The organism is Flavobacterium piscis (genome assembly GCF_031457575.1).
In the GTDB taxonomy this organism is placed as follows: domain Bacteria; phylum Bacteroidota; class Bacteroidia; order Flavobacteriales; family Flavobacteriaceae; genus Flavobacterium; species Flavobacterium piscis_A.
The window spans coordinates 32,251-53,860 of sequence record NZ_JAVDWQ010000014.1 but is presented as its reverse complement, the minus strand read 5'-3'; the positions used below and the strand labels follow the sequence as shown (position 1 = coordinate 53,860).

The window sequence follows — 21,610 nt, the reverse complement described above, 5'->3', positions numbered from 1 at the left end:
TACCAAGACATGAAAAACACAAACCAAACCAATAAAGCTGCCAAAAACAAGGTCTTACTTGCCTTACCCATTATTAGTGGTGAGAAGGAAAAAAAGTCCAAAAGCAAAAAAAATCAGAATGAAGAACCTATACTTACTGATGCTGAGTTTTTGAAAATTTTAATTAAGGTCAAAAATGGTAATTTTTCCCAGCGTTTTCCTACTGACCAAAATGGAACTAAAAGATCTATTTGTGATACACTGAATGAAATTATAGATCTTAATGAACGAATGGTTTTTGAGTTTCAAAAGGTGGGAAAAAGTATTGGTAAACAAGGTAAACTTACAAACAGGGTAGCCCTCGATGGTGCAAGAGGTTCCTGGAGTTCCTGCGTAGATTCTGTAAATACCTTAATTTCAGATCTGGTGCATCCAACAATTGAGATTGCACACGTAATTACATCAGTAGCAAAAGGAAATTTATCACAGGAAATGCCACTATCTATTGAAGGAAACCCGCTGCAGGGAGAATTCCTCAGGATTGCAAAAGAGGTAAACGGAATGGTGAAGCAGCTGAACCTGTTTTCGATGGAGGTGACCCGTGTGGCACGTGAGGTAGGAACTGAAGGTAAACTGGGAGGTCAGGCAAAAGTACGGGGTGTTGGCGGAGTTTGGAAAGATTTGACCGACTCGGTAAATAAAATGGCGAGTAACCTTACCGGACAGGTACGTAACATTGCCGATGTAACCACAGCGGTAGCAAAAGGTGATTTATCTAAAAAGATTACCGTTGACGTAAAAGGAGAAATCTTAGAACTAAAAAACACCATTAATACGATGGTGGATCAGCTGAACTCATTTTCATCTGAGGTAACGCGTGTGGCAAGAGAGGTAGGAACCGAAGGAAAATTAGGCGGTCAGGCACAGGTAAAAGGTGTTGGGGGAACCTGGAAAGATTTAACAGATTCCGTGAATCAGATGGCATCCAACTTAACCGGTCAGGTACGTAATATTGCCGATGTAACCACAGCGGTAGCCAAAGGTGATTTGTCGAAAAAAATTACCGTTGATGTAAAAGGAGAAATCCTGGAACTTAAAAACACCATTAATACCATGGTGGATCAGCTGAACTCTTTCTCTTCAGAAGTTACGCGTGTCGCAGTAGAGGTTGGTTCTGAAGGAAAACTGGGTGGTCAGGCCAAAGTACGTGGTGTTGGTGGGGTTTGGAAAGATCTTACGGATTCGGTAAACCAGATGGCATCGAATTTAACCGGTCAGGTACGTAATATTGCCGAAGTAACAACCGCCGTAGCAAAAGGAGATTTATCTAAAAAGATTACAGTAAACGTTGCCGGAGAAATCCTGGAACTTAAAAATACAATTAATACGATGGTGGATCAGCTGAACTCCTTTGGTGCCGAGGTTACCCGTGTGGCACGTGAGGTAGGTTCAGAAGGAAAACTGGGAGGTCAGGCGAAAGTAAAAGGAGTTGGTGGAACCTGGAAGGATTTAACCGATTCCGTTAACCAAATGGCATCGAATTTAACCGGTCAGGTACGTAACATCGCCGAGGTAACAACCGCAGTGGCAAATGGCGATTTATCGAAAAAAATTACGGCTGTAGCCGAAGGGGAAATCCTGGAGTTGAAGAAAACCATAAATACGATGGTGGATCAGCTGAATTCCTTTTCATCCGAAGTTACGCGTGTGGCACTTGAGGTAGGAACCGAAGGAAAACTGGGAGGTCAGGCGAAAGTAAAAGGGGTTGGTGGAACCTGGAAGGATTTAACAGATTCCGTGAACCAAATGGCATCAAATTTAACAGGACAGGTACGTAATATCGCTGAGGTAACCACAGCAGTAGCTAAAGGAGATTTATCACGCCAGATTACGGTTGATACCAAAGGGGAAATTCTGGAACTTAAAAACACCATTAATACGATGGTGGGCCAGCTGAACTCATTTGCATCAGAAGTAACCCGTGTGGCAAGAGAAGTTGGTACAGAAGGAAAACTGGGCGGACAGGCACAGGTAGAAGGTGTTGGTGGAACCTGGAAAGATTTAACGGATTCGGTAAACCAGATGGCATCGAATCTTACCGGACAAGTACGTAACATTGCCGAGGTAACAACAGCCGTGGCAAAGGGAGATTTATCGTTGCAAATTACTGTAGACGTAAAAGGAGAAATCCTGGAACTTAAAAATACAATTAATACCATGGTGGATCAGCTTCGGGGCTTTGCTTCGGAGGTAACAAGGGTTTCACGTGAGGTGGGTACAGAAGGAAAACTGGGAGGTCAGGCCAATGTACCGGGAGTTGCCGGAACCTGGAAAGATTTAACAGATTCCGTGAACCAAATGGCAGGTAATCTTACCGCTCAGGTACGTAATATTGCCGATGTGGCGATTGCCGTAGCAAATGGCGATATGTCCCGAAAAATTACCGTTGACGTTCGCGGAGAAATTCTCCAATTGAAAGAAACCCTGAATACGATGGTAGACCAGCTTCGTGAGTTTGCATCCGAGGTAACCCGTGTGGCGCGTGAGGTGGGTACAGAAGGAAAACTGGGAGGTCAGGCCAATGTACCCGGAGTTGCCGGAACCTGGAAAGATTTAACAGATTCCGTGAACCAAATGGCGGGTAACTTAACAACTCAGGTGCGTAATATTGCCGAAGTAACCATTGCGGTGGCGAATGGAGATATGTCGAAAAAAATTACTGCTGACGTTCGTGGAGAAATCCTCCAATTAAAAGAAACCGTAAATACGATGGTGGATCAGCTCCGTGCCTTCGCATCCGAGGTAACCCGTGTGGCACGTGAGGTGGGTACCGATGGAAAGCTTGGTGGACAAGCGTTCGTTCCCGGTGTTGCAGGAACGTGGAAAGATTTAACGGATTCCGTGAACCAGATGGCATCGAACTTAACGGATCAGGTACGTAATATTGCTGAGGTTACCAAAGCCGTGGCAAATGGCGACCTTTCGAAACCTATTACCGTTGACGTAAAAGGTGAAATTTTGGATTTGAAAAATACCTTCAATACAATGGTGGAACAGCTGAACTCGTTTGCATCGGAGGTAACCCGTGTGGCGCGTGAAGTTGGTACCGAAGGAAAACTGGGAGGCCAATCTGAGGTAAAAGGTGTTGCAGGAACGTGGAAAGATTTAACAGATTCGGTTAACTTGATGGCTTCGAATTTAACATCCCAGGTACGTGGAATTGCGAAGGTGGTAACATCGGTAGCGAAAGGAAACCTGAAACAAAAATTATCGATTGATGCCAAAGGCGAAGTTGCCCAGCTAACCGATACGATCAATGAAATGATTGATACGCTGGCAACATTCTCAGATCAGGTAACTACAGTTGCACGTGAGGTGGGAGCTGAAGGAAAACTGGGAGGTCAGGCCAATGTACCGGGAGCTTCAGGAACCTGGAAAAATTTAACGGAAAACGTAAATCAGCTTGCCGCGAATTTGACAACGCAGGTACGTGCGATTTCTGAGGTGGCTTCTGCGGTAACCCAAGGAGATTTGACCCGGACCATTGGTGTTGAAGCCAAAGGTGAAGTTGAAGCTTTGAAAGATACCATCAACCAGATGATTTCGAACCTGAAAGCCACTACCCTTCGTAATCAGGAACAAGACTGGCTGAAATCGAATTTGGCAAAATTTACCCAAATGCTCCAGGGGCAAAAAGAACTGAATTCGGTTACCAAAAAAATCCTCTCTGAATTGGCAACAGTAGTAACAGCACAACACGGACTGTTTTACATTCTGCAGGAAGATGAAGAATTTATGGACTCCAAACTGAACCTCATCGCTTCCTATGCCTATATCAAAAGGAAGAACTCCCCTACCCAATATGCCATGGGTGAAGGATTGATTGGTCAGGTTGCTGTTGAAAAGGAAAGGATTATTTTGAGCAATGTTCCGAAAGATTATATCAGAATCAATTCAGGTTTGGGAGATGCCAAACCAAAAGATGTTATTATTTTACCCGTCTTATTTGAAGGACAACTTAAAGCTGTAATTGAATTGGCTTCCCTGGATACCTTTAGCCAGACGCATCTTGATTTCCTGGAAGGTTTAACAGAAAGTATCGGAATTGTATTGAATACCATTGAATCGAATTCAAGAACAGAAGAATTGCTGGTACAATCACAATCGCTTGCCGGAGAGTTAAAAAGCCAACAGGAAGTACTGAAAAATACCAACGAGGAACTGGAAGAAAAAGCATTCCTTTTAGCCAACCAGAAAGAAGAAGTAGAATTGAAAAACCAGGAGGTTGAGGTGGCCAGAAAAGCCCTTGAGGAAAAAGCAGATCAGTTGACCCTTACTTCAAAATACAAATCGGAATTCCTGGCCAATATGTCACACGAGCTACGAACTCCGCTGAACAGTCTGCAGATTCTGGCTAATGAATTAATTGCCAACCGTGACGGAAATTTATCCGAAAAACAAATTCAGTTTGCTAAAACCATCAACGCTTGTGGTGATGACCTGATTCAGTTAATTAATGATATTCTGGATCTTTCCAAAATTGAATCCGGTTATATTTCTGTCGATTACAACCCAATCCGTTTTGCAGAAATCAGTCGATTTGTGGAGTCGACCTTCAACCCTATATCGCAGGCTAAACATCTGCGTTTCCAAATCAATATGGATGACAATCTTCCTGAATTGATGGAAACCGATTCGCAAAGACTGAATCAGATTTTGAAAAACCTGTTATCCAATTCATTCAAATTTACCGAAAAAGGTGAAGTAAGACTGAATATCTATAAGGCCAACAACAATTGGAAAACCAAAAATAACAGTTTAGACAATGCTGAAGCGGTTATCGCTTTTGAAATTTCGGATACCGGTATTGGTATTTCAAAAGAAAAACAAAACATTATATTTGAAGCTTTTCAGCAGGCAGAGGGATCAACCAGCCGTAAATATGGAGGAACAGGTTTGGGATTATCTATCAGCCGTGGGCTTTCAGACTTACTGGGGGGAAGCATCGAATTGGAAAGTGATACTGATGTTGGTAGTAAATTTACCCTGTATCTTCCTTTGAAATTTGTACACATTCCTGAAATTGAAAATATGGATGTCAATGAAGAAAGCAATATAATTGATACTGGAAAAAGCCGTTTAAAATCACTCCCGTCATCTAATTTCAACAGATCGGATATTGATTTATTTTTTGCAGATGAAATTGGTGATGACCGTACCGATATTAAACCGGATGACAAAATACTGTTGATTGCCGAAGATAATTTAATCTTTGCCAGGATAATGCTGGAACAGGCACATCAACATGGTATTAAGGCAATTGTTACCACAAAAGGGAACGATGTTATTGATTTTATTAATCAATTCCAGCCACACGCTATAACCATGGATTTAAACATGCCGGATACAAGCGGATGGAAAATATTAGACCGGTTAAAAACTGATTTTACACTTCGTCATATTCCTGTATACATTATTTCAGGCGAGGACGAAAGAAACAAGGGATTAAAACGCGGAGCGAGAAACTTCCTTCTTAAACCGGTTACAAATGAATCGTTAACATCCCTTTTTAATGATATTCATGAATTTAAAAAGATAAAAAACTTACTCGTTGTAGACGATAATGAATCTGATTTGAATCGAATATTAGAAGCTGTAAACGGCTCTGATATCACTATTCACAGTGCTAAAACGGCTAAAGAAGCTGTGATGCTGATAACTGAGAAATCTTTTGACTGTATCATCCTTGATTTAAAACTTCCGGATGCCGAAGGCCTTGACATTATTAATGATCTGGAAAATAATATTGCAGGACAGGAAACAGCCATTATTATTCATTCTGCCGGAGATGTCAATAAAAAACAACGTACCAGACTAAATAGATTTGCCCACAGCATCATTACTAAAAGCAGTACCTCTCTTGATGAACTGGTAGATCAGACTGCATTATTCATGCATAGGGTCCATAAGGAATTACCAGACAGCATGAGAGAAAGAATAGAGACTTATTATTTGAAAGAAGATGTACTTATAAACAAAAAAGTACTGCTTGTAGATGATGATGTCCGAAATTTATTTGCCTTAACGACAGCACTGGAGCGATTTGGATTAGATGTAATAAGTGCAGAAAGCGGTCATGAGGCTATAGAAATCCTTAATGAGAACCCAAAAATTGATATTGTTCTGATGGACATTATGATGCCTGAACTGGATGGTTATGAAACGATGAAAATTATCAGAAAAAAAGCCAAACACAAAGATCTTACCATCATTGCGGTTACAGCTAAAGCCATGAAGGGCGACAGACAGCGCTGTATAGAATCCGGGGCATCAGATTATATTACAAAACCGGTCAATGTTGAACAGTTGTCATCTTTAATGCGCGTATGGCTCAAATAATAATTTCATAATGAAAAATGCAGATGGAAGAACATCCGGTAAAAATTTTAATGGTTGATGATAAGAAAGAAAACCTTCTTTCTTTACAGATTATCCTTGCAGACCAAGGTTATGACTTTGTGGAAGCCGCATCAGGTAAAGATGCCTTACGAATACTTTTAAAAAATCAGGATTTTGCCATTATTCTGATGGATGTGCAAATGCCACTTATGGACGGTTTTGAAACAGCTGAATTGATTCGCCAAAGCGAAAAACTCAAACATGTCCCTATTATTTTTTTAACGGCCAATATGAACACCACAGATTATATTTTTAAAGGATATCAATCCGGTGCGGTAGATTATATGATCAAACCTTTATCTGCCGAAATACTGCAGGCAAAAGTAATGGTGTTTTCAGAGCTCTATAAAAAAAACAGGGAACTGCGAATTAAAGAAGAAGAGGCAAATACATTAAATGCTAAGATTACAAAAGCAAATGAAGAACTCGCCCAACAATATCTGGCCATAGAGAAACATGCTATTGAACTCAAAAAGAAAAATAGCGAACTGGACGCCTTCACATATATTGCAAGCCATGATTTGCAGGAGCCACTGCGAAAAATACAAACTTTTACTAACATACTACTCAGTAATGAATATCCTAATCTGAGTCCTGATGGTAAAGCTAAATTTGAAAGAATACTTTATTCTACCAACAGAATGCGCGAACTCATTAACGATTTGCTGGCTTTTTCACGCACAAATACAGTGGACCGAAGATATGAAAACACAGACCTTAACAAAATTGTTGAAAGTGTAAAGGACGCCTTACGCGAAAATATTAAGGAAAAGAATGCCGTTATCTCTACAGATTTACATGGAGATGTTAAAATTATACCTTTTCTTTTTGTCCAGCTTATCGAAAACCTTATCAATAATGCATTAAAATTTAGTAGAAAAGACGTTACTCCTTCAATAGAAATTACAAGTAGGATTGTTAGCGGATCCGAATTACAAAATGAAAAATTAATCCCGACAGAGAATTACTGCCATATTATGTTTCGGGACAACGGCATAGGATTTGAGCCGGAACATAGCGAAAAAATATTTGGGGTTTTCCAGAGATTGCACGGAAGGGAAATATATGAAGGAACCGGAATAGGCCTTGCTATTGTCAAGAAAATAGTAGAAAATCACTATGGTTATGTAGATGCTGTCAGTGAACCTTTGAAAGGGGCTACTTTTAATATTTATATTCCTTATTGATCTATAGGTAAATCATATATGATTTAATGTAGTATTAATTAAAATAAAAACAGACCCAAATAATAGGTCTGTTTTTGTATTTAATTTTGACAAAAATTAGTTGCTGGTAACGGAATAACTGTTGCAGGTAAAATTTAATCCGTTTCCGTTTGTACCGTAAGACGAGGTAATTTCAAATCCAAATTGTACATCACCAACATTAATATCCCCAAACCATCCTTTGGATCTTATCCAGTTTAAAATGGCTTTGGCGTCGATAGTACCGCTGTTTGTTTTTGATGTACGTAAAAATGAATATACATTGTTCCCACCATTATGGCCCCTGTACACATTCCAAGTATGACCACCAATATTTTGATTGGTAAAAACAGCAATTGCAGCCCCGGTAGCTGAATAATTGTATGAAATAGGTTTTACATTGCCGGTATAATTCATCCATAGCATTATTTCATGAGATTTAGCACTATCCCAGATATCATAACTGGATACCCACGCACCCCCGGCAGGAGTAGTGGCGTTAAAACTAGTACTAAGTGTATTAATTGTACTAAGGGCTTTACCAATATATTTGGTAGAGTTAGGATAGGATTTAATACCTCCGCTATTAGGATGATTAGCCCAAACTCCCCATTGACTGTAATTGTTTGCCCAGATAGACTGGCCGCCTGCACCAGCCCCCCAGATATTGTTGTAGACCGTATAGCCTCCATTTGACCAATTGCCGTACTGAGCAGATGATGACCAGTTTGCCTTAACTTCAGGCTCGGTGTTACTATCGGTTGCCTCGCAACTGATAAACATAGCGCATAATGCAGCAAATAAAATTGTTTTTTTCATAATAATGTGGTTTTAATAGTTAATAATAGTTATCACTAAGATACTGATAATTAAATATTTATGTAAATAAATCTTAAATAAATTGTAATTTTTAAATTATTATCATAAAAAATTAATTATTTCATTTTAAAAGACAATAATTTCATTTAGTTATGGTAAAAATGACCATAATTAAAATAAAAAAAAGAGAAATTCGTAATTTGTATGGAAACTAACATAGTAGAGATTTATCCTTAACAAGTATAATTATGCTTTCAATATCGGATTAATATAAAAATTTTTAAGAATTTAAGGGATTTAAGAATTTTCTACTTGCTGGATTTTTACGATATTATTAGATACATATTTTATCAAATTACTCCAAAGTATTTTTTAAATTTTAATCTGCTAAATGAGAAATAATTCCTTTTTAGGGCTATTTATTGAGACTCATACTTATTGAGATTAGTTCGATTAGATTTTTTGTTTTTCATTTTTAAGTTAAACCAGTAAAATGAAAAAAGAATCAGCTTTTTACAGCAATGCAACAATTGGTACCGTCATTCGATACAAAAAGCCCTTATCCAACCCTGCTCTCTTGTTATATTTGTTTAACAAGAAACCATTTAATAAACTATTGACGATTTTTAAATTATGAGAAAAAAATTACTGGCCCTGGCTGGCTGTTTGTCGAGCCTTATTGGCTTTGCACAAAACGATTGTGCAGAAACAACTAAGCTGGCCCAAATGTATTTATTAGGCACTGCCAAAACAAAACCAGATTATGCAAAAGTATATTCTGCTATGCAGGACTGTGCCGCGCAGGGAGATGCTGAGTCCATATTCCTCTCGGCCAATATGCTCCTTAACGGATTAGGCGTTGAGAAAGACGAAAAAGAAGCCTTCAGGTACATGATGCATGCAGCTTCCCGGGAACATGCAGAAGCCCAATATCTTGTTGGTGTTTTTTACCAGTCAGGTATCGGCTGCAAGATTGATTATGTCCAATCGCTCCTTTGGCTAATCCGGGCATCAGATCACAACCATCCAAAAGCAGGGTATCTTATTGGTTGCATCGCTTTAAAAGGCTTAGGGGCGCCACAAAACTACGAAGCCGCACATGCGTGGTTTGAACGATCGCCTGATCCTATGGCAAAGTACTGGTTGGGCAATTGCTATTATTTTGGGCTTGGAGTGCCTAAAGATACCCAAAAAGCCATCCAGTATTATACTCAAAGCAATACCCCCGGCAGCAGGCAGCTCTTAAAACACATTGCCAACCACGACATGGAAAAGGCAGATGCCGCAACCGACAACCAACTCAAAGAAACAGAAACACCTAAAAATACTGCCATTGCACAAGGGGTTATTGAGAAATTGACCATCGAAACACCAGGACCGCAAATCTATAGACTAAACCTTAAAGACAAAATCGTAAACGGCACATGGGAAGACAAACAAGTTCACGGCAAGACACTTAAGACCAAACACCTGAACGGTAAATGGAAAGGCAAATTGATAGAACTGGAATGGTCGGGCAAACAAATCATGCAGGTGCTGCCGCTGCAGTGTGAGTTCGCTGAACAAAAAGACAAGGTAAACTCCAAATGGGAAATCAACAAAACCACGACCGGGTCCACCGCAATATGGGAGGATAATACATTGTATTTTGACCAATTGAAGATGATTTTTGACTGGCCCTTCAGCGACGATGCCAACATAAAAACCATAGACTGGCAGGTGCTGTCGACCCAGGTGGAGTTTAAAACCATCAACAAAAAGACCTACCTGACAGGCAATCTCGAAACCTATAACCCAATATTGAAAGAGCCGGGACCGCCGATGCGCATTATCCTGAAACAATTGGAAGAGGGCGATGACGAAGAACTGACCGATAGCGAACTTCTGGCCCTAAGCCAGCAAAAAGACCAGTTTATTGCCCTGTACCCCAACCCGTTTGTAAATGATGCCCTGATAGCCTACACCCTCGATACAGCTGCCATGGTAAGCGTAAACGTATATGACCTTACCGGAAACCCCGCACCCATAACCCTGGAGGCGGGCATTATGCAAACCGCCGGAGAACACCACTACACGCTGGACGGAGCCAAACTTAAAGCCGGAATGTATATCGTGAAGGTTGCAGTAGGCAGCCAGATCTATTCCCGAATCTTAATAAAACAATAAAAAGGATGCAAAAAAGTATAAAACGGTATATTTGTATTATAGCAATATTGGGTACTATGATGGGATATGCACAGACTACGAACGGAGGGGCCCTAAATGAGGTTGTTGTTCGTGCAAACGCTGCAGATCTGGCTTATAGAGCCTGGTTGCAACAAATAGAAGACGGTCAAGGGCAAAGGGCAATGGCCGAAGCAGTTGCGAAATTAAAAGCAGAAGCACTTGCAAGAGCAGAAGCAATAGCAATAGCGGATGCACAGGCACAAGGAGGATCTCCTGCTTCGAGTACTGCAAAGTATGGTGAAAAACCAATGACAAAAAAACAATTTGATGCGTACAGACAAGTTTTGATAGACGAGAAGTTTGGTTTTAAATATAAAGCCAATTATGTTGTTACAACATCTGATGGTAAAAAACATACAGGAACGATATTTATACTAACAGATAAGAAGGGGCATGACATGCATTATTTTACCCCTAATAGCAGTGACGGCAGATATACAGTAGGAATGTACTATAGAATTACTAATTATCAAAGCAGCAGTGCGACAACAACAGGAGGTTCCGGTAGTCCAGGAAGTACAGGTACAACAACAACTCCTTTTACTTATGATGCTAGTGGCTTTCCTACAGGGCAAGCTAATTATATAAATGAATCAGGAGTATCAGCAGGCATAACTATTTTGCCTAATACCAGTCCTGTAACGGTTATTAGTACAGCACAAATAACCTACACCTGGTATATGGACTTCGACGGCGACGGCTACCATAGCTACACCCAAGATAAGGCGCGCCACCCTGGTACGTTTTGGAATTCTTCCACAAAGGGACTGGATTGCGATGACAAAGATGCCACAAAAACCACTGATTGCAGCGGCAATCTCCCTCTGAAAGGCTGGTTTCTGGACAACGACAGAGATGGTTATTTCGCAGAGGTGCAAACAAGTACAACTAAACCTACTACACCGGGAAACTGGACAGACGTCATGACAAAAGGCCCCGATTGTAATGATGCTGTGGCTAGTGCGGATAATAGTGTTTGTAGTGTTGCAACGCCAACTCCATGCACCAATAAAACAGTTTGTTCTGCTGGTTATAGTTTGGTAAAATGTGAGTGTGTGCCGGATGTGCCGCCTGATCCGTGTGAAACACTAAAGAAACTAAATGAGGATATTAAGTACAAAGAAAAACTCGCATTCGTTATAGAAAAAGCCAAGACCGACAGTACAAAAGAATATGGTTATTGCATAGCAAAAGGCGCCAGCGATTATGAAGCAGGTACGAACGATTCTTTTGGTGATTTAGATTTTCCCAATGACAGTGAATTGTACGGAATCATACATGACCATACATCGCCACGTAGAACCATAGACGCTAACGGTAATCCGGAAACAAAAAAATTCATTCAGATGTTTTCCCGGGAAGATCTAAGAACTTTTGTAATGATGCTAAACAATACAGCTTCTAATGGCGCGGCTATAGCAGATGTGTTTTTCTACTTTCTCTGATAAAAATGGCAATGTATATACACTAAAATACGAAGGCATTTACGATGATATAAAAGGGAAATCGATAGATATAAATGCAGTTGCAGGTGCTTATGGATTAATGTTAAACAATCCTAGAGCTTATGGAGGCATCGCAAGTGCTTTTGCAGCTTTTCTCGAATTAGAAATAAAAATTCCGGGCATAGTGCTATTCAAAACAACTCCTGGAACAACCCCAACAAAAATAGGAGTTACTTCTAATGGAACTAAAATTTCACCAGTAAATACGCCTTGTAAATAATTTTAAAAATAAAATAACATGAAAAGAACAGTAATAATACTATTTATGATATTAAGCAGTCTGTATTGCAAAGCACAGATCATAATGTCAATAGAAGAATATGAAAAGTATAAAAATACTACAGAGGAGGGACAATTTCCCGATTATGTAAAGGACATTAATGGTACATTTAATAAATATGTAGGAACATGGAAAGGTACTGATGACAATAATACGTATGAATTTATTGTGACAAAAGTTACAAGCAGTTTTGACATGCATGTGCGCATGTTTAAATATGATGCGCTATTGGTACGCTATAAAATTACCGACAGCAATGGTAAGGTGCTTGTAACTACCAAAACTTTAGCAGATAATAATTCTTATGTGATTAAAGGATTAGGTTTTACTGAAGAAGGCAGTTACAAATTATCTTTTAGAGGAACGGACAACAACCTTAAAAACGACGGGGATATTTTGTTAGACATTTATAATGGTAAAATGAGATTCTTGTTCTATCCGGAACCAAAGGTGATTTTCGGTGACCCACCTAATTATTTCCCAAACAAGCCCTTAACTTTTCCAAGAGAAAAGGCAATATATTTAACCAAGCAGTAAAAGTTTTTCTAATTTAAAGCAAAACCCACAGCCGTAAAAAGCTGTGGGTTTTTATTGAGAAAAAGAACAATAATACTGGTTTCTGGACAACGCCTTCGATGGTTATTTCGCAGAGGTGCAAACAAGTACAACTAAACCTACTACACCGGGAAACTGGACAGACGTCATGACAAAAGGACCGGATTGTGATGATACTAATCCTTATTTTACCATAAATTGCTATACTATTGGGGGCAGTACTCAGCAACAAGGAAGCGCATATGTTCCTCAAGCAAATGATAAATTTGCAAAACCGAATATTCCGACAACCATACCAGCACAAATACTAAGTACTTGCGCCTCAGTTGGAATGGAATATTTAGCTAAGATTTTTGGAAAGAATACTTCAAGAGAAAAATTTGAACAATACTATTTTGATCAATTTGGAGTTAACATTACGTTTGAGGGCGTAGATTATAGTAAAATGACAATTTTTGCAAGTAATTTTTTTGAAACAACTGCTTTTGTTGGGATAACCCAAGCAATTGATGCGGGTAATTTCTTGCTGACGAATCTTGACGCTGGTAACAATACTTTCCACATCACCCCAATGGCGATTATATTTATATGGATCCAATTTATGGAAGCTTAAGAGAATCCTCTCCCTCAAATTTCCCTAAAAATTATGTAGTAACAATAAAAAAACATAGATAATGAAAAACATGAAAAATTTAATAGTAGTATTTTTGTATATAATTACAGGCTTTGGATGTGTAGCTCAATCCAATATACCTTCAAATGCCAAAGAAATTCTTATGTCAAAAACCTGGATTATTGATGGAGTAGAAGATCACACATATAAAATTATTTTTACCAACACCAAAATGATAACTTATTCTAATGAAATCATTGTTGGCGAGGATGAATATTACTTGGTTGATGACTTAAGCCAATGTGGCCCCAATAAATTTATACAAAGTAACGTTGGAAATTCAAATTCAGGAAAGTATTTTGTTGCTAAGGGCTTTTGTCTAGAATTTACTAATATTTCAAATAATAAGCTAGAATTTAAAAACCTCAAGTCAAACTCCAACATGTCCGCTACCCCAGAATAAGCTTGTTTGGACTGTTGCATTTATACAGATAGCGGAATTGCATTCTGTGCCCACAAAGTTGAGCAAACCACAAACCCTTTCAGAGTTTAAAAACTATGAAAGGTTTTTTTTAAAAAGTTGTTTTTTTTGCTAAATTGGTTACGTTCTTTGACAACGATAATGATGGTTGGCATTCTGAAATTGTTGCTGATATAGATGACCATGGCGGCACATACAAAACTTCCACAAAAGGATTTGACTGCAATGATGCAGATGCCACAAAAAACTATAATTGGATCTTTTTATAGCCAATAAAATGATTATTACGGTTATAAAACACTACTTAATTGTTTCCCTGAAAAGCTTTATTTTTTCCAAGAGAAATCAGAACCAGATTTATTTTCCTAAGTTAGCAACCCACACCTTATCAGATTTTCCTGCGCCCATTTCGATATAATCACTGCTCATCATGGCTTTGCAATGATCTGTACTGTTCTTCCAGCCAATTACAACATCAACAGGAGTATCATAATTGCGGGCAATCACTTCTCCTACATAGTTACCGGTATAACCTGATGCACTGGCTCTTTGTATCGGACTTGTCCCTTCCGGGGATATATGAGAAAAATAATTGCGGACATTCATATCATGGGCATGATTGATCGCTGTCTGGGCTAATATTGAGTTGCTTACCAATTCAGGAACAGGCGGCATATCTTCATCGCCGCACTTACATCCTGTAACTCTTAATTTATTGATTTCAATCAAAACAGGATCGGTAACGTTTGTGTCAATAACAAGAGCATCATCATCATTTTCACAGGAAAAAAATAATGGTACTAAAATAAAAAAAATAAAATATTTTGTAGACATTGAAAAATAATTATTAATTAAGAAATATAGAACCTGTGGTGTAAAGATATTTGTTTTATTTGTTCCAACAAATACGGACAAAAAACTTAAACAGAAAAACTGTGATTGTCATATTTTAAGGTCAACTAGAAAGTATTTGAAAATAGAATCCGGGGCATCAGATTATATTTCAAAACCGGTCAATCTTATGGACGGTTTTGAAACAGCTGAATTAATTCGCCAAAGCGAAAAACTCAAACACGTCCCTATTATTTTTTAACGGCCAATATGAACTGCTATTGTTAAAAAATTATGGAAAACCATAACAGAATAATTACTGCTGCAAGCGCACCAATAGAAGGTGCAACATTTAATATATACATCCCCGATTAATCTAAATCTCTGCAGTCTTCAACTTCAGGGAATTGAAATATGTTAGAGAATTCTCTTTACTGCTATATAAAAAGGATTTTTTTATTGTACAGATGACTTATAAATTATATAAAGGCTGTAGTAAATTATATAATATAGATATAGGTAATGTTTGCCAAATTTGTTAGAAAATTTGACAAACATGAAAACATTTCTACGTAACAACGGATTATGTATCTGCTTCTTACTCTTATTTGCAGGAGCAATGATGGGTCAGATAATTTTTGGTTTTCAGGAACACAACAAAGAACTTATTGAAGATGGCAGTACAGCTATAAACCTTTCTTCCTATCTGGTTTCGGGGCACTTTATTCAGGCTACTTTTGAAAATTGGGAAAGTGAATTTCTACAAATGGCATTGCTTGTTGTGTTTACCATTTTTCTAATGCAGAAAGGTTCATCGGAATCAAAAGACCTTGATAAACAGGAAGAAGTCGACAGAGCCCCCTCGCCTGCCCGAAAAGATGCACCATGGCCCGTCAAAAAAGGGGGCTTTATACTTTTGCTCTACAAATATTCACTTACCATAGTATTGTTACTATTGTTTCTGGCCTCATTTATTGCTCATTTTTACGGAAGCCTAAAGGATGAAAATGAGCAATTAGCATTAAAAGGATTGCCATTGGAATCCGCATCCGGCTATATAGGAGATTCCAGGTTTTGGTTTGAATCTTTTCAAAACTGGCAGAGTGAATTTCTTTCCGTTTTTGCCATTGTCATACTTTCTGTTTATTTACGACAGATTGGCTCTTCACAATCAAAACCAGTTGATGCTCCCCATATGCAGACAGGAGAATAATGTAAGCTCAATTATCAATATAAAAAATTCTTATAATCTAAACTTATCATTATGAATACAGTTACACCCTGGAGCTCAACTGCGCAGGCAGACATTGAAAATAGTGAAGTACTTTTAGAAAAAAAAAATCTTGACTACACCTACCAGGTTTATAATACAGGCGATTCGTTATGGATAATAGTGCTTTTACCCGGTAATGGAAAAATAGCTTTTCGTGCTGCATTTGGTATGAACAGCTGTTTTGAAGTGGTTAATCTTTTTGAGGATGAAGATACTATTGTAATTGTACTAAACTCCAGGCTTGGAAACTACGAAGTTCGGATTAACTTTCCGGATGGTACTACACCCCTATTGCATTATACAACCTCCTTTACTGCAAATAGGCCACTCATGATTCCGTTTTGGCCACGTGATATTATACCGTTGACGCAAAATGGCAGTGTTGAAAATACAAATGGAAAAATTCATATCGAGCAATTTGGATCCCGCTCAGGATTATTGTTTGCAAGCATTACAAAACCACAAACAGGATCGTTTTTTTATTTTCAAAACCTTACTTCATTATCTGAATATTGCGAAGCCACCCAAACTGAATCAAAAAACACAGTTGGGGGTAGCTGGCCGGAAATTGGATTTCAACTGCCAACCACGGATAAACTGCCTCTTCCCTCAGGCAGATCTTTTATGATATCTGATACTTATGTAATACTGATGGCTGAAATAATTGAGGAAACTTCGGCAATTTGTGAACATTTTCTGGATAATCTTGTTAAGATATACAAAGTGCTTCCGCAGCCAAGAATTGAATATCACAATTGGCCTGATATCGCTCAAAATGTTTTAAGGGATTTAAATCATAACAAAGGTGCATGGACACAAACTAATGGGATTGCGTATCTCAATGCCTATCTATGCGACTACGATACACCTGCTGAAAGTATGGTCCAGCTTGCAGTATTAGCTCCATTTAAGGAATTTGAAAAGTGGAGTGGCAAAAAACAGCCGCTTTACAATGATTTAATTAACGGATTGCCTGCTTTTTATGATCCTAAAATAAATTGCATTAATAGATGGCTTCCCGCACTGTCCGAAAAACTGGATCAGTCTGAAGAACAAAAAAAGGAAATGGTGATGGATTCCTGGTATTTACATCATCCCTTAATGAATTTGGCAAGACTGGCTTTACATGGAGACAAAACAGCAGAGAAGCTGGTATTGGATTCCATTGATTATGTTATAAAAGTCGCACATCATTTTAAATATGTATGGCCTGTATTTTATGATATGGAAACCCTTGAAATAATTAAAAAAGAAACAGCTCCGGGTGCTGGAGGAGAAAGGGATGTGCCAGGTGCTTACGCACATTTAATGTTGCTTGTCTTTAAATTAACCAAAGAAAAACGCTTTTTAAACGAAGCAGAAAAAGCAGCAAAAAAATTAGCAGCACTGGGCGTTGAAATTTTATATCAGGCCAATAATACTGCTTTTGCGGCTGGGGCATTATTAGAATTATATAAAATTACCCATAAAAAATTATATCTGGAGATAAGCTACACCTGCCTTACCGGATTATTTAAAAACATACAGCTTTATGATTGCAAATATGGCTACGGTAAAAATTACACTAATTTCTTTTCTATTTTTCCGCTCAATGATGCACCCTATACTGCCGCATATGAAGAATTAGAAGTCTACGCTGCATTAACAGAATATTTTATTCAGGCGAAGGATATTGCTATTCTGCCATCGCTAAAAACCCTGATTCCGGAGTTCATTAAATATGCCATTAGCAGAATTGCCTATTATTATCCGCCGATGCTGCCAAAAGAAATGCTTTCAGAAGAAGTAAAAACCGGAGAATTACAATCTGATTTGTGGGTGCCTTTAGAGGATTTATATAACGGGTGGGAACAAAGTGGTCAGGTTGGCCAGGAAGTTTATGGTGCGGGAATGCCATTTGGAATTGTACCAAGACAATACATCAAAATCGATGACGATTTTCTCCTTTTTATCGATTATCCTATTATGCAATATACCAAGAGAGGCAATTCATTGACAATAAATCCTGACGGGGATAAAGACATGTCCTGCAATTTAAAACTGATTAAGGTTGCTAAAATTAGCAAGGAAATAAAAGTATTTCAGGATGATGAAATGCTTAAAGCATTCAAAAAAAACACCAAAATACACGAATATAAAATTAGCGGAAAAGGTACAATCAAAATTCAATGGAAATAAAAAAGCAATAAGCTGTTGCAGAAATAATTTTAATCATCTAAAAACAAACACATTATGAAGCAGTTATCAGAATATTTTGGACAAAACATCGATCAAAAAAGAATTATTATTACCGGTGGTACTACCGGCATTGGGAAAGTTACAGCAGAATTGCTGGTTTCCCTGGGTGGACGCGTTTTTATTTTCGGAAGAAATGTTGAAGATTTTGAATGCGCCATTAATGAAATCAAGGAAAAATATCCGGAAGGCGAAATTTATGGTACGCCAGGAGATGTAACTATTAAAGAGGATATTCAAAAGATATTGAAAATGGTTGAAAGTGAGCTTGGCGGAATTGATATTCTGATTAATAACGCTGCCCTGCCGGCTGACGGTATCACAGAGAGCATTTTTGAGGATTACAAATATGTAATTGATACCAATATTACCGGATATCTGGCCTTTGCCGAGGAAGCCGTTTCCAGAATGAAAGAGCAAAAATCGGGTCATATCATCAATATCGGATCCATGAGTGCAGAAACCAAGAGCCCAACAAGTACTATTTATGTGGCAACCAAAGCGGCGATAAGAGCCTTTAGCACTTCGCTCCGTAAAGAAATTAATCCGTTGGGAATTAAGGTATCACTTATCGAACCCGGAGCGGTAACCAGCGATATGCAATCAGGTACCAGGGAAGAGCATCAGGAAAAAATAGATAAAATGGAGATGCTGGAAGCAGAAGATATTGCCATGAGCGTTGTATTCTGTTTGTCGCAACCTAAAAGATGTGATATTGTGACATTACAGATAAGACCCCATTTGCAGATAATATAATAATTTAAAACAATTTGATTTCAGGAATTACAGGAATTGATTTGATATGATAGAAAAATTATATGTAATGGTAATTGTACAATGTTTAAAATTAATCTTATAAAAAGCTTGGCAATCACATAATTTAAATTTGAATAACTAGGGATTTAACTCATAACTCACTCAATATCTGATAGTAATAATTAAATATATTATTAGAAATTCCTTTCAACTTCAAACATTTAATCAAAAATATTTATTACATGAAAAATTTTCAAGACGAAAAACAGCGTGATTTGTCGATAAACAAATCAGATGGAACCAACAAGTTCCTGACTACCGATCAGGGTGTTCGCATCAACGATGATAATAATTCACTAAAAGCTGGCGAACGCGGACCTTCCCTACTCGAAGATTTCATCTTAAGAGAAAAAATCACACACTTTGACCATGAAAGAATCCCGGAAAGAATTGTACATGCGCGCGGATCCGGAGCCCATGGTTTCTTTGAAGTAACCAACCCGATACCAGAATTAACAAAAGCCGGATTTTTAAAAGAAGCCGGATTAAAAACGCCTGTTTTTGCACGATTTTCGACAGTAGCAGGATCACGGGGTTCTACTGATTTGGCAAGGGACGTAAGAGGGTTTGCTGTTAAGTTTTATACACAGGAAGGCATTTATGATTTGGTTGGAAATAATATTCCGATATTTTTTATTCAGGATGCTTCAAAATTCCCGGATCTTGTTCATGCCGTAAAACCTGAACCTCACAACGAAATGCCACAGGCAGCATCTGCACATGATACATTTTGGGACTTCATTTCCCTAATGCCGGAATCTTTGCACATGATTATGTGGACGATGTCTGACCGTGCGATTCCGAGAAGTTATCGTATGATGGAAGGATTTGGAGTTCACACTTTCAGATTAATCAATGAAGCAAATGAATCTACTTTTGTAAAATTCCACTGGAAACCTAAATTAGGAACCCACGCTGTTGTCTGGGATGAAGCTCAGAAAATTTCAGGAAAAAATCCGGATTTCCATAGGGAAGATTTATGGGAAGCTATCGAAATGGGTAATTTTCCGGAATGGGAATTGGGTGTGCAAATAATTCCTGCAGAAGACGAACATAAATATGAATTCGATTTACTGGACCCAACGAAAATTGTTCCTGAAGAATTAGTGCCTGTTACCATTGTGGGAAGAATGGTACTGAACAAAAATCCGGATAATTTCTTTGCAGAAACAGAACAAATCGCTTTTCACCCCGGACATGTTGTGCCCGGAATTGATTTTTCAAATGATCCGTTACTTCAGGGAAGGTTATTTTCTTATACTGATACACAACTTTCAAGATTGGGAAGTCCTAATTTTCATGAAATTCCAATTAACAGAAGTGTTGCTCCGGTACATAACAACCAACGTGACGGACACATGCGCCAGGAAATCAATATTGGCCGCGTAAGTTACCATCCTAATTCACTTGGCGGAGGCTGTCCTTATCAGGCTAAAATTGCCGAAGGCGGATTTTCAAGTTTTAACGAACGTGTTGATGCCCATAAGGTAAGAGAAAGAAGCGAAAGTTTTGCGGATCACTTTGGCCAGGCAAAATTATTCTTTAACAGTCAGACAGATGTCGAAAAAAGCCATATCGTAAAAGCTTTGCGTTTTGAGCTTGGTAAAGTAGAAACGACAGCTATCCGGGTAAGAATGTTGGGACTTCTATCTCAAATAGATATGCAATTGGCTGAAAAAGTGGCCTTAGGACTTGGAGCTACTGTTCCTCCGGTACTTGAAACACCTATAAATCAAGGTGTCTCACCGGAAAATGAAATGGGGAATCAGGAGCCCAAAACAGTTGAATCTTCTGTTGCCAATTCTGATGCCCTTTCAATGCTTAAAAACCCAACTAATTCCCCAACGATTGCTTCCCGAAAGGTTGCTATTATTTGTGCCGATGGCGTTTCTGAAGCCGCAGTAACGAATATTAAAAGTGCCCTTATAAAAGAAGATGCCAAAGGTTTTGTAATTGCACCACATTTAGGATCTGTTCTTACGGATTCTGATGGAGCACTTGCTGCTGATTTTAGTTTCCTAACCGCATCATCGGTTTTATTTGATGCAGTTTACCTTCCACATGGATTAGGCGTGAATGCTTTAACAGAAAATGATGATGTAATGGAATTCCTGAATGATGCTTATAAACATTGCAAAGTTATTGGTGCTGATGGTGAAGCTATAGAAATATTGAACGAAACAGCATTTGCTTCTAAACTCAGTAATGATGACGGAGGGCTTATATTATCCGGAGAAGCTGCAACCAATTCATTTGCGCAACAGTTTATTGCCGCCATGGGCGAACATCGTTTCTGGGAACGTGAAACCAACTTATACAATTAACATTCAAAA

General features: G+C 38.4%; 14 protein-coding genes. 12 read left to right on the top strand and 2 right to left on the bottom strand.

From position 1 onward, the window contains the following. The first annotated feature begins 9 nt into the window (after nucleotides 1-9). Entirely contained in the window at nucleotides 10-6,378 is a 6,369-nt protein-coding gene (locus J2W48_RS17625) for a HAMP domain-containing protein (RefSeq protein WP_310283011.1), read from the top strand. 17 nt (nucleotides 6,379-6,395) lie between these two features. Continuing rightward, nucleotides 6,396-7,625 carry a sensor histidine kinase gene (locus J2W48_RS17620; RefSeq protein ID WP_310283010.1) on the top strand — a complete coding sequence of 410 codons (1,230 nt, stop codon included), beginning with the start codon at nucleotides 6,396-6,398 and terminating at the stop codon, nucleotides 7,623-7,625. Nucleotides 7,626-7,721: 96 nt separating this feature from the next. Here J2W48_RS17620 and J2W48_RS17615 read toward each other — a convergent pair whose 3' ends face one another. Next, nucleotides 7,722-8,462: a GH12 family glycosyl hydrolase domain-containing protein gene (locus J2W48_RS17615; RefSeq protein WP_310283009.1), complete on the bottom strand. Its 741-nt coding sequence runs from the start codon at nucleotides 8,460-8,462 to the stop codon at nucleotides 7,722-7,724. Nucleotides 8,463-9,095: 633 nt separating this feature from the next. On the opposite strand from J2W48_RS17615, the gene J2W48_RS17610 reads away from it, so the two are divergent. From J2W48_RS17610 to J2W48_RS17585, 6 genes are all read left to right on the top strand, one after another. Then, complete coding sequence (locus J2W48_RS17610; RefSeq protein WP_310283008.1) at nucleotides 9,096-10,628, top strand: T9SS type A sorting domain-containing protein; 1,533 nt, start codon at nucleotides 9,096-9,098, stop codon at nucleotides 10,626-10,628. Nucleotides 10,629-10,633: 5 nt separating this feature from the next. Beyond that, on the top strand, nucleotides 10,634-12,133 hold the full coding sequence (locus J2W48_RS17605) for a hypothetical protein (RefSeq protein ID WP_310283006.1): 1,500 nt from the start codon (nucleotides 10,634-10,636) through the stop codon (nucleotides 12,131-12,133). Beyond that, the gene (locus J2W48_RS17600) at nucleotides 12,111-12,413 is read left to right on the top strand and encodes a hypothetical protein (protein ID WP_310283005.1); all 303 of its coding nucleotides are present in this window, start codon (nucleotides 12,111-12,113) and stop codon (nucleotides 12,411-12,413) included. Before J2W48_RS17605 ends, J2W48_RS17600 begins: the two co-directional genes overlap by 23 nt. Nucleotides 12,414-12,431: 18 nt before the next feature. Then, nucleotides 12,432-13,010 carry a DUF6705 family protein gene (locus J2W48_RS17595; protein WP_310283004.1) on the top strand — a complete coding sequence of 193 codons (579 nt, stop codon included), beginning with the start codon at nucleotides 12,432-12,434 and terminating at the stop codon, nucleotides 13,008-13,010. A gap of 115 nt (nucleotides 13,011-13,125) precedes the next feature. Beyond that, nucleotides 13,126-13,641, top strand: a complete 516-nt coding sequence (locus J2W48_RS17590) for a hypothetical protein (protein ID WP_310283003.1) — start codon at nucleotides 13,126-13,128, stop codon at nucleotides 13,639-13,641. A gap of 61 nt (nucleotides 13,642-13,702) precedes the next feature. Further along, entirely contained in the window at nucleotides 13,703-14,104 is a 402-nt protein-coding gene (locus J2W48_RS17585) for a hypothetical protein (RefSeq protein WP_310283002.1), read from the top strand. Nucleotides 14,105-14,479: 375 nt separating this feature from the next. Here J2W48_RS17585 and J2W48_RS17580 read toward each other — a convergent pair whose 3' ends face one another. Continuing rightward, nucleotides 14,480-14,956, bottom strand: a complete 477-nt coding sequence (locus J2W48_RS17580; RefSeq protein ID WP_310283000.1) for a CAP domain-containing protein — start codon at nucleotides 14,954-14,956, stop codon at nucleotides 14,480-14,482. A 553-nt stretch (nucleotides 14,957-15,509) separates the two neighbouring features. Here J2W48_RS17580 and J2W48_RS17575 point away from each other — a divergent pair. From J2W48_RS17575 to J2W48_RS17560, 4 genes are all read left to right on the top strand, one after another. After that, entirely contained in the window at nucleotides 15,510-16,166 is a 657-nt protein-coding gene (locus tag J2W48_RS17575) for a DUF6766 family protein (RefSeq protein ID WP_310282999.1), read from the top strand. 51 nt (nucleotides 16,167-16,217) lie between these two features. Continuing rightward, entirely contained in the window at nucleotides 16,218-18,404 is a 2,187-nt protein-coding gene (locus tag J2W48_RS17570; RefSeq protein WP_310282998.1) for a hypothetical protein, read from the top strand. 54 nt (nucleotides 18,405-18,458) lie between these two features. Then, on the top strand, nucleotides 18,459-19,217 hold the full coding sequence (locus J2W48_RS17565; protein ID WP_310282997.1) for an SDR family oxidoreductase: 759 nt from the start codon (nucleotides 18,459-18,461) through the stop codon (nucleotides 19,215-19,217). Nucleotides 19,218-19,459: 242 nt separating this feature from the next. Continuing rightward, the gene (locus J2W48_RS17560; RefSeq protein ID WP_310282996.1) at nucleotides 19,460-21,601 is read left to right on the top strand and encodes a catalase; all 2,142 of its coding nucleotides are present in this window, start codon (nucleotides 19,460-19,462) and stop codon (nucleotides 21,599-21,601) included. The last annotated feature ends 9 nt before the right edge of the window (nucleotides 21,602-21,610 follow it).

What these genes read in the sequence shown, in the direction of transcription:
- J2W48_RS17570 (WP_310282998.1), top strand. Translation starts at nt 16,218, where the DNA reads ATGAATACAGTTACACCCTGGAGCTCAACTGCGCAGGCAGACATTGAA.
- J2W48_RS17575 (WP_310282999.1), top strand. Translation starts at nt 15,510, where the DNA reads ATGAAAACATTTCTACGTAACAACGGATTATGTATCTGCTTCTTACTC.
- J2W48_RS17615 (WP_310283009.1), bottom strand. Translation starts at nt 8,462, where the DNA reads ATGAAAAAAACAATTTTATTTGCTGCATTATGCGCTATGTTTATCAGT.
- J2W48_RS17560 (WP_310282996.1), top strand. Translation starts at nt 19,460, where the DNA reads ATGAAAAATTTTCAAGACGAAAAACAGCGTGATTTGTCGATAAACAAA.
- J2W48_RS17585 (WP_310283002.1), top strand. Translation starts at nt 13,703, where the DNA reads ATGAAAAACATGAAAAATTTAATAGTAGTATTTTTGTATATAATTACA.
- J2W48_RS17625 (WP_310283011.1), top strand. Translation starts at nt 10, where the DNA reads ATGAAAAACACAAACCAAACCAATAAAGCTGCCAAAAACAAGGTCTTA.
- J2W48_RS17600 (WP_310283005.1), top strand. Translation starts at nt 12,111, where the DNA reads ATGTGTTTTTCTACTTTCTCTGATAAAAATGGCAATGTATATACACTA.
- J2W48_RS17595 (WP_310283004.1), top strand. Translation starts at nt 12,432, where the DNA reads ATGAAAAGAACAGTAATAATACTATTTATGATATTAAGCAGTCTGTAT.
- J2W48_RS17605 (WP_310283006.1), top strand. Translation starts at nt 10,634, where the DNA reads ATGCAAAAAAGTATAAAACGGTATATTTGTATTATAGCAATATTGGGT.
- J2W48_RS17580 (WP_310283000.1), bottom strand. Translation starts at nt 14,956, where the DNA reads ATGTCTACAAAATATTTTATTTTTTTTATTTTAGTACCATTATTTTTT.
- J2W48_RS17565 (WP_310282997.1), top strand. Translation starts at nt 18,459, where the DNA reads ATGAAGCAGTTATCAGAATATTTTGGACAAAACATCGATCAAAAAAGA.
- J2W48_RS17610 (WP_310283008.1), top strand. Translation starts at nt 9,096, where the DNA reads ATGAGAAAAAAATTACTGGCCCTGGCTGGCTGTTTGTCGAGCCTTATT.
- J2W48_RS17620 (WP_310283010.1), top strand. Translation starts at nt 6,396, where the DNA reads ATGCAGATGGAAGAACATCCGGTAAAAATTTTAATGGTTGATGATAAG.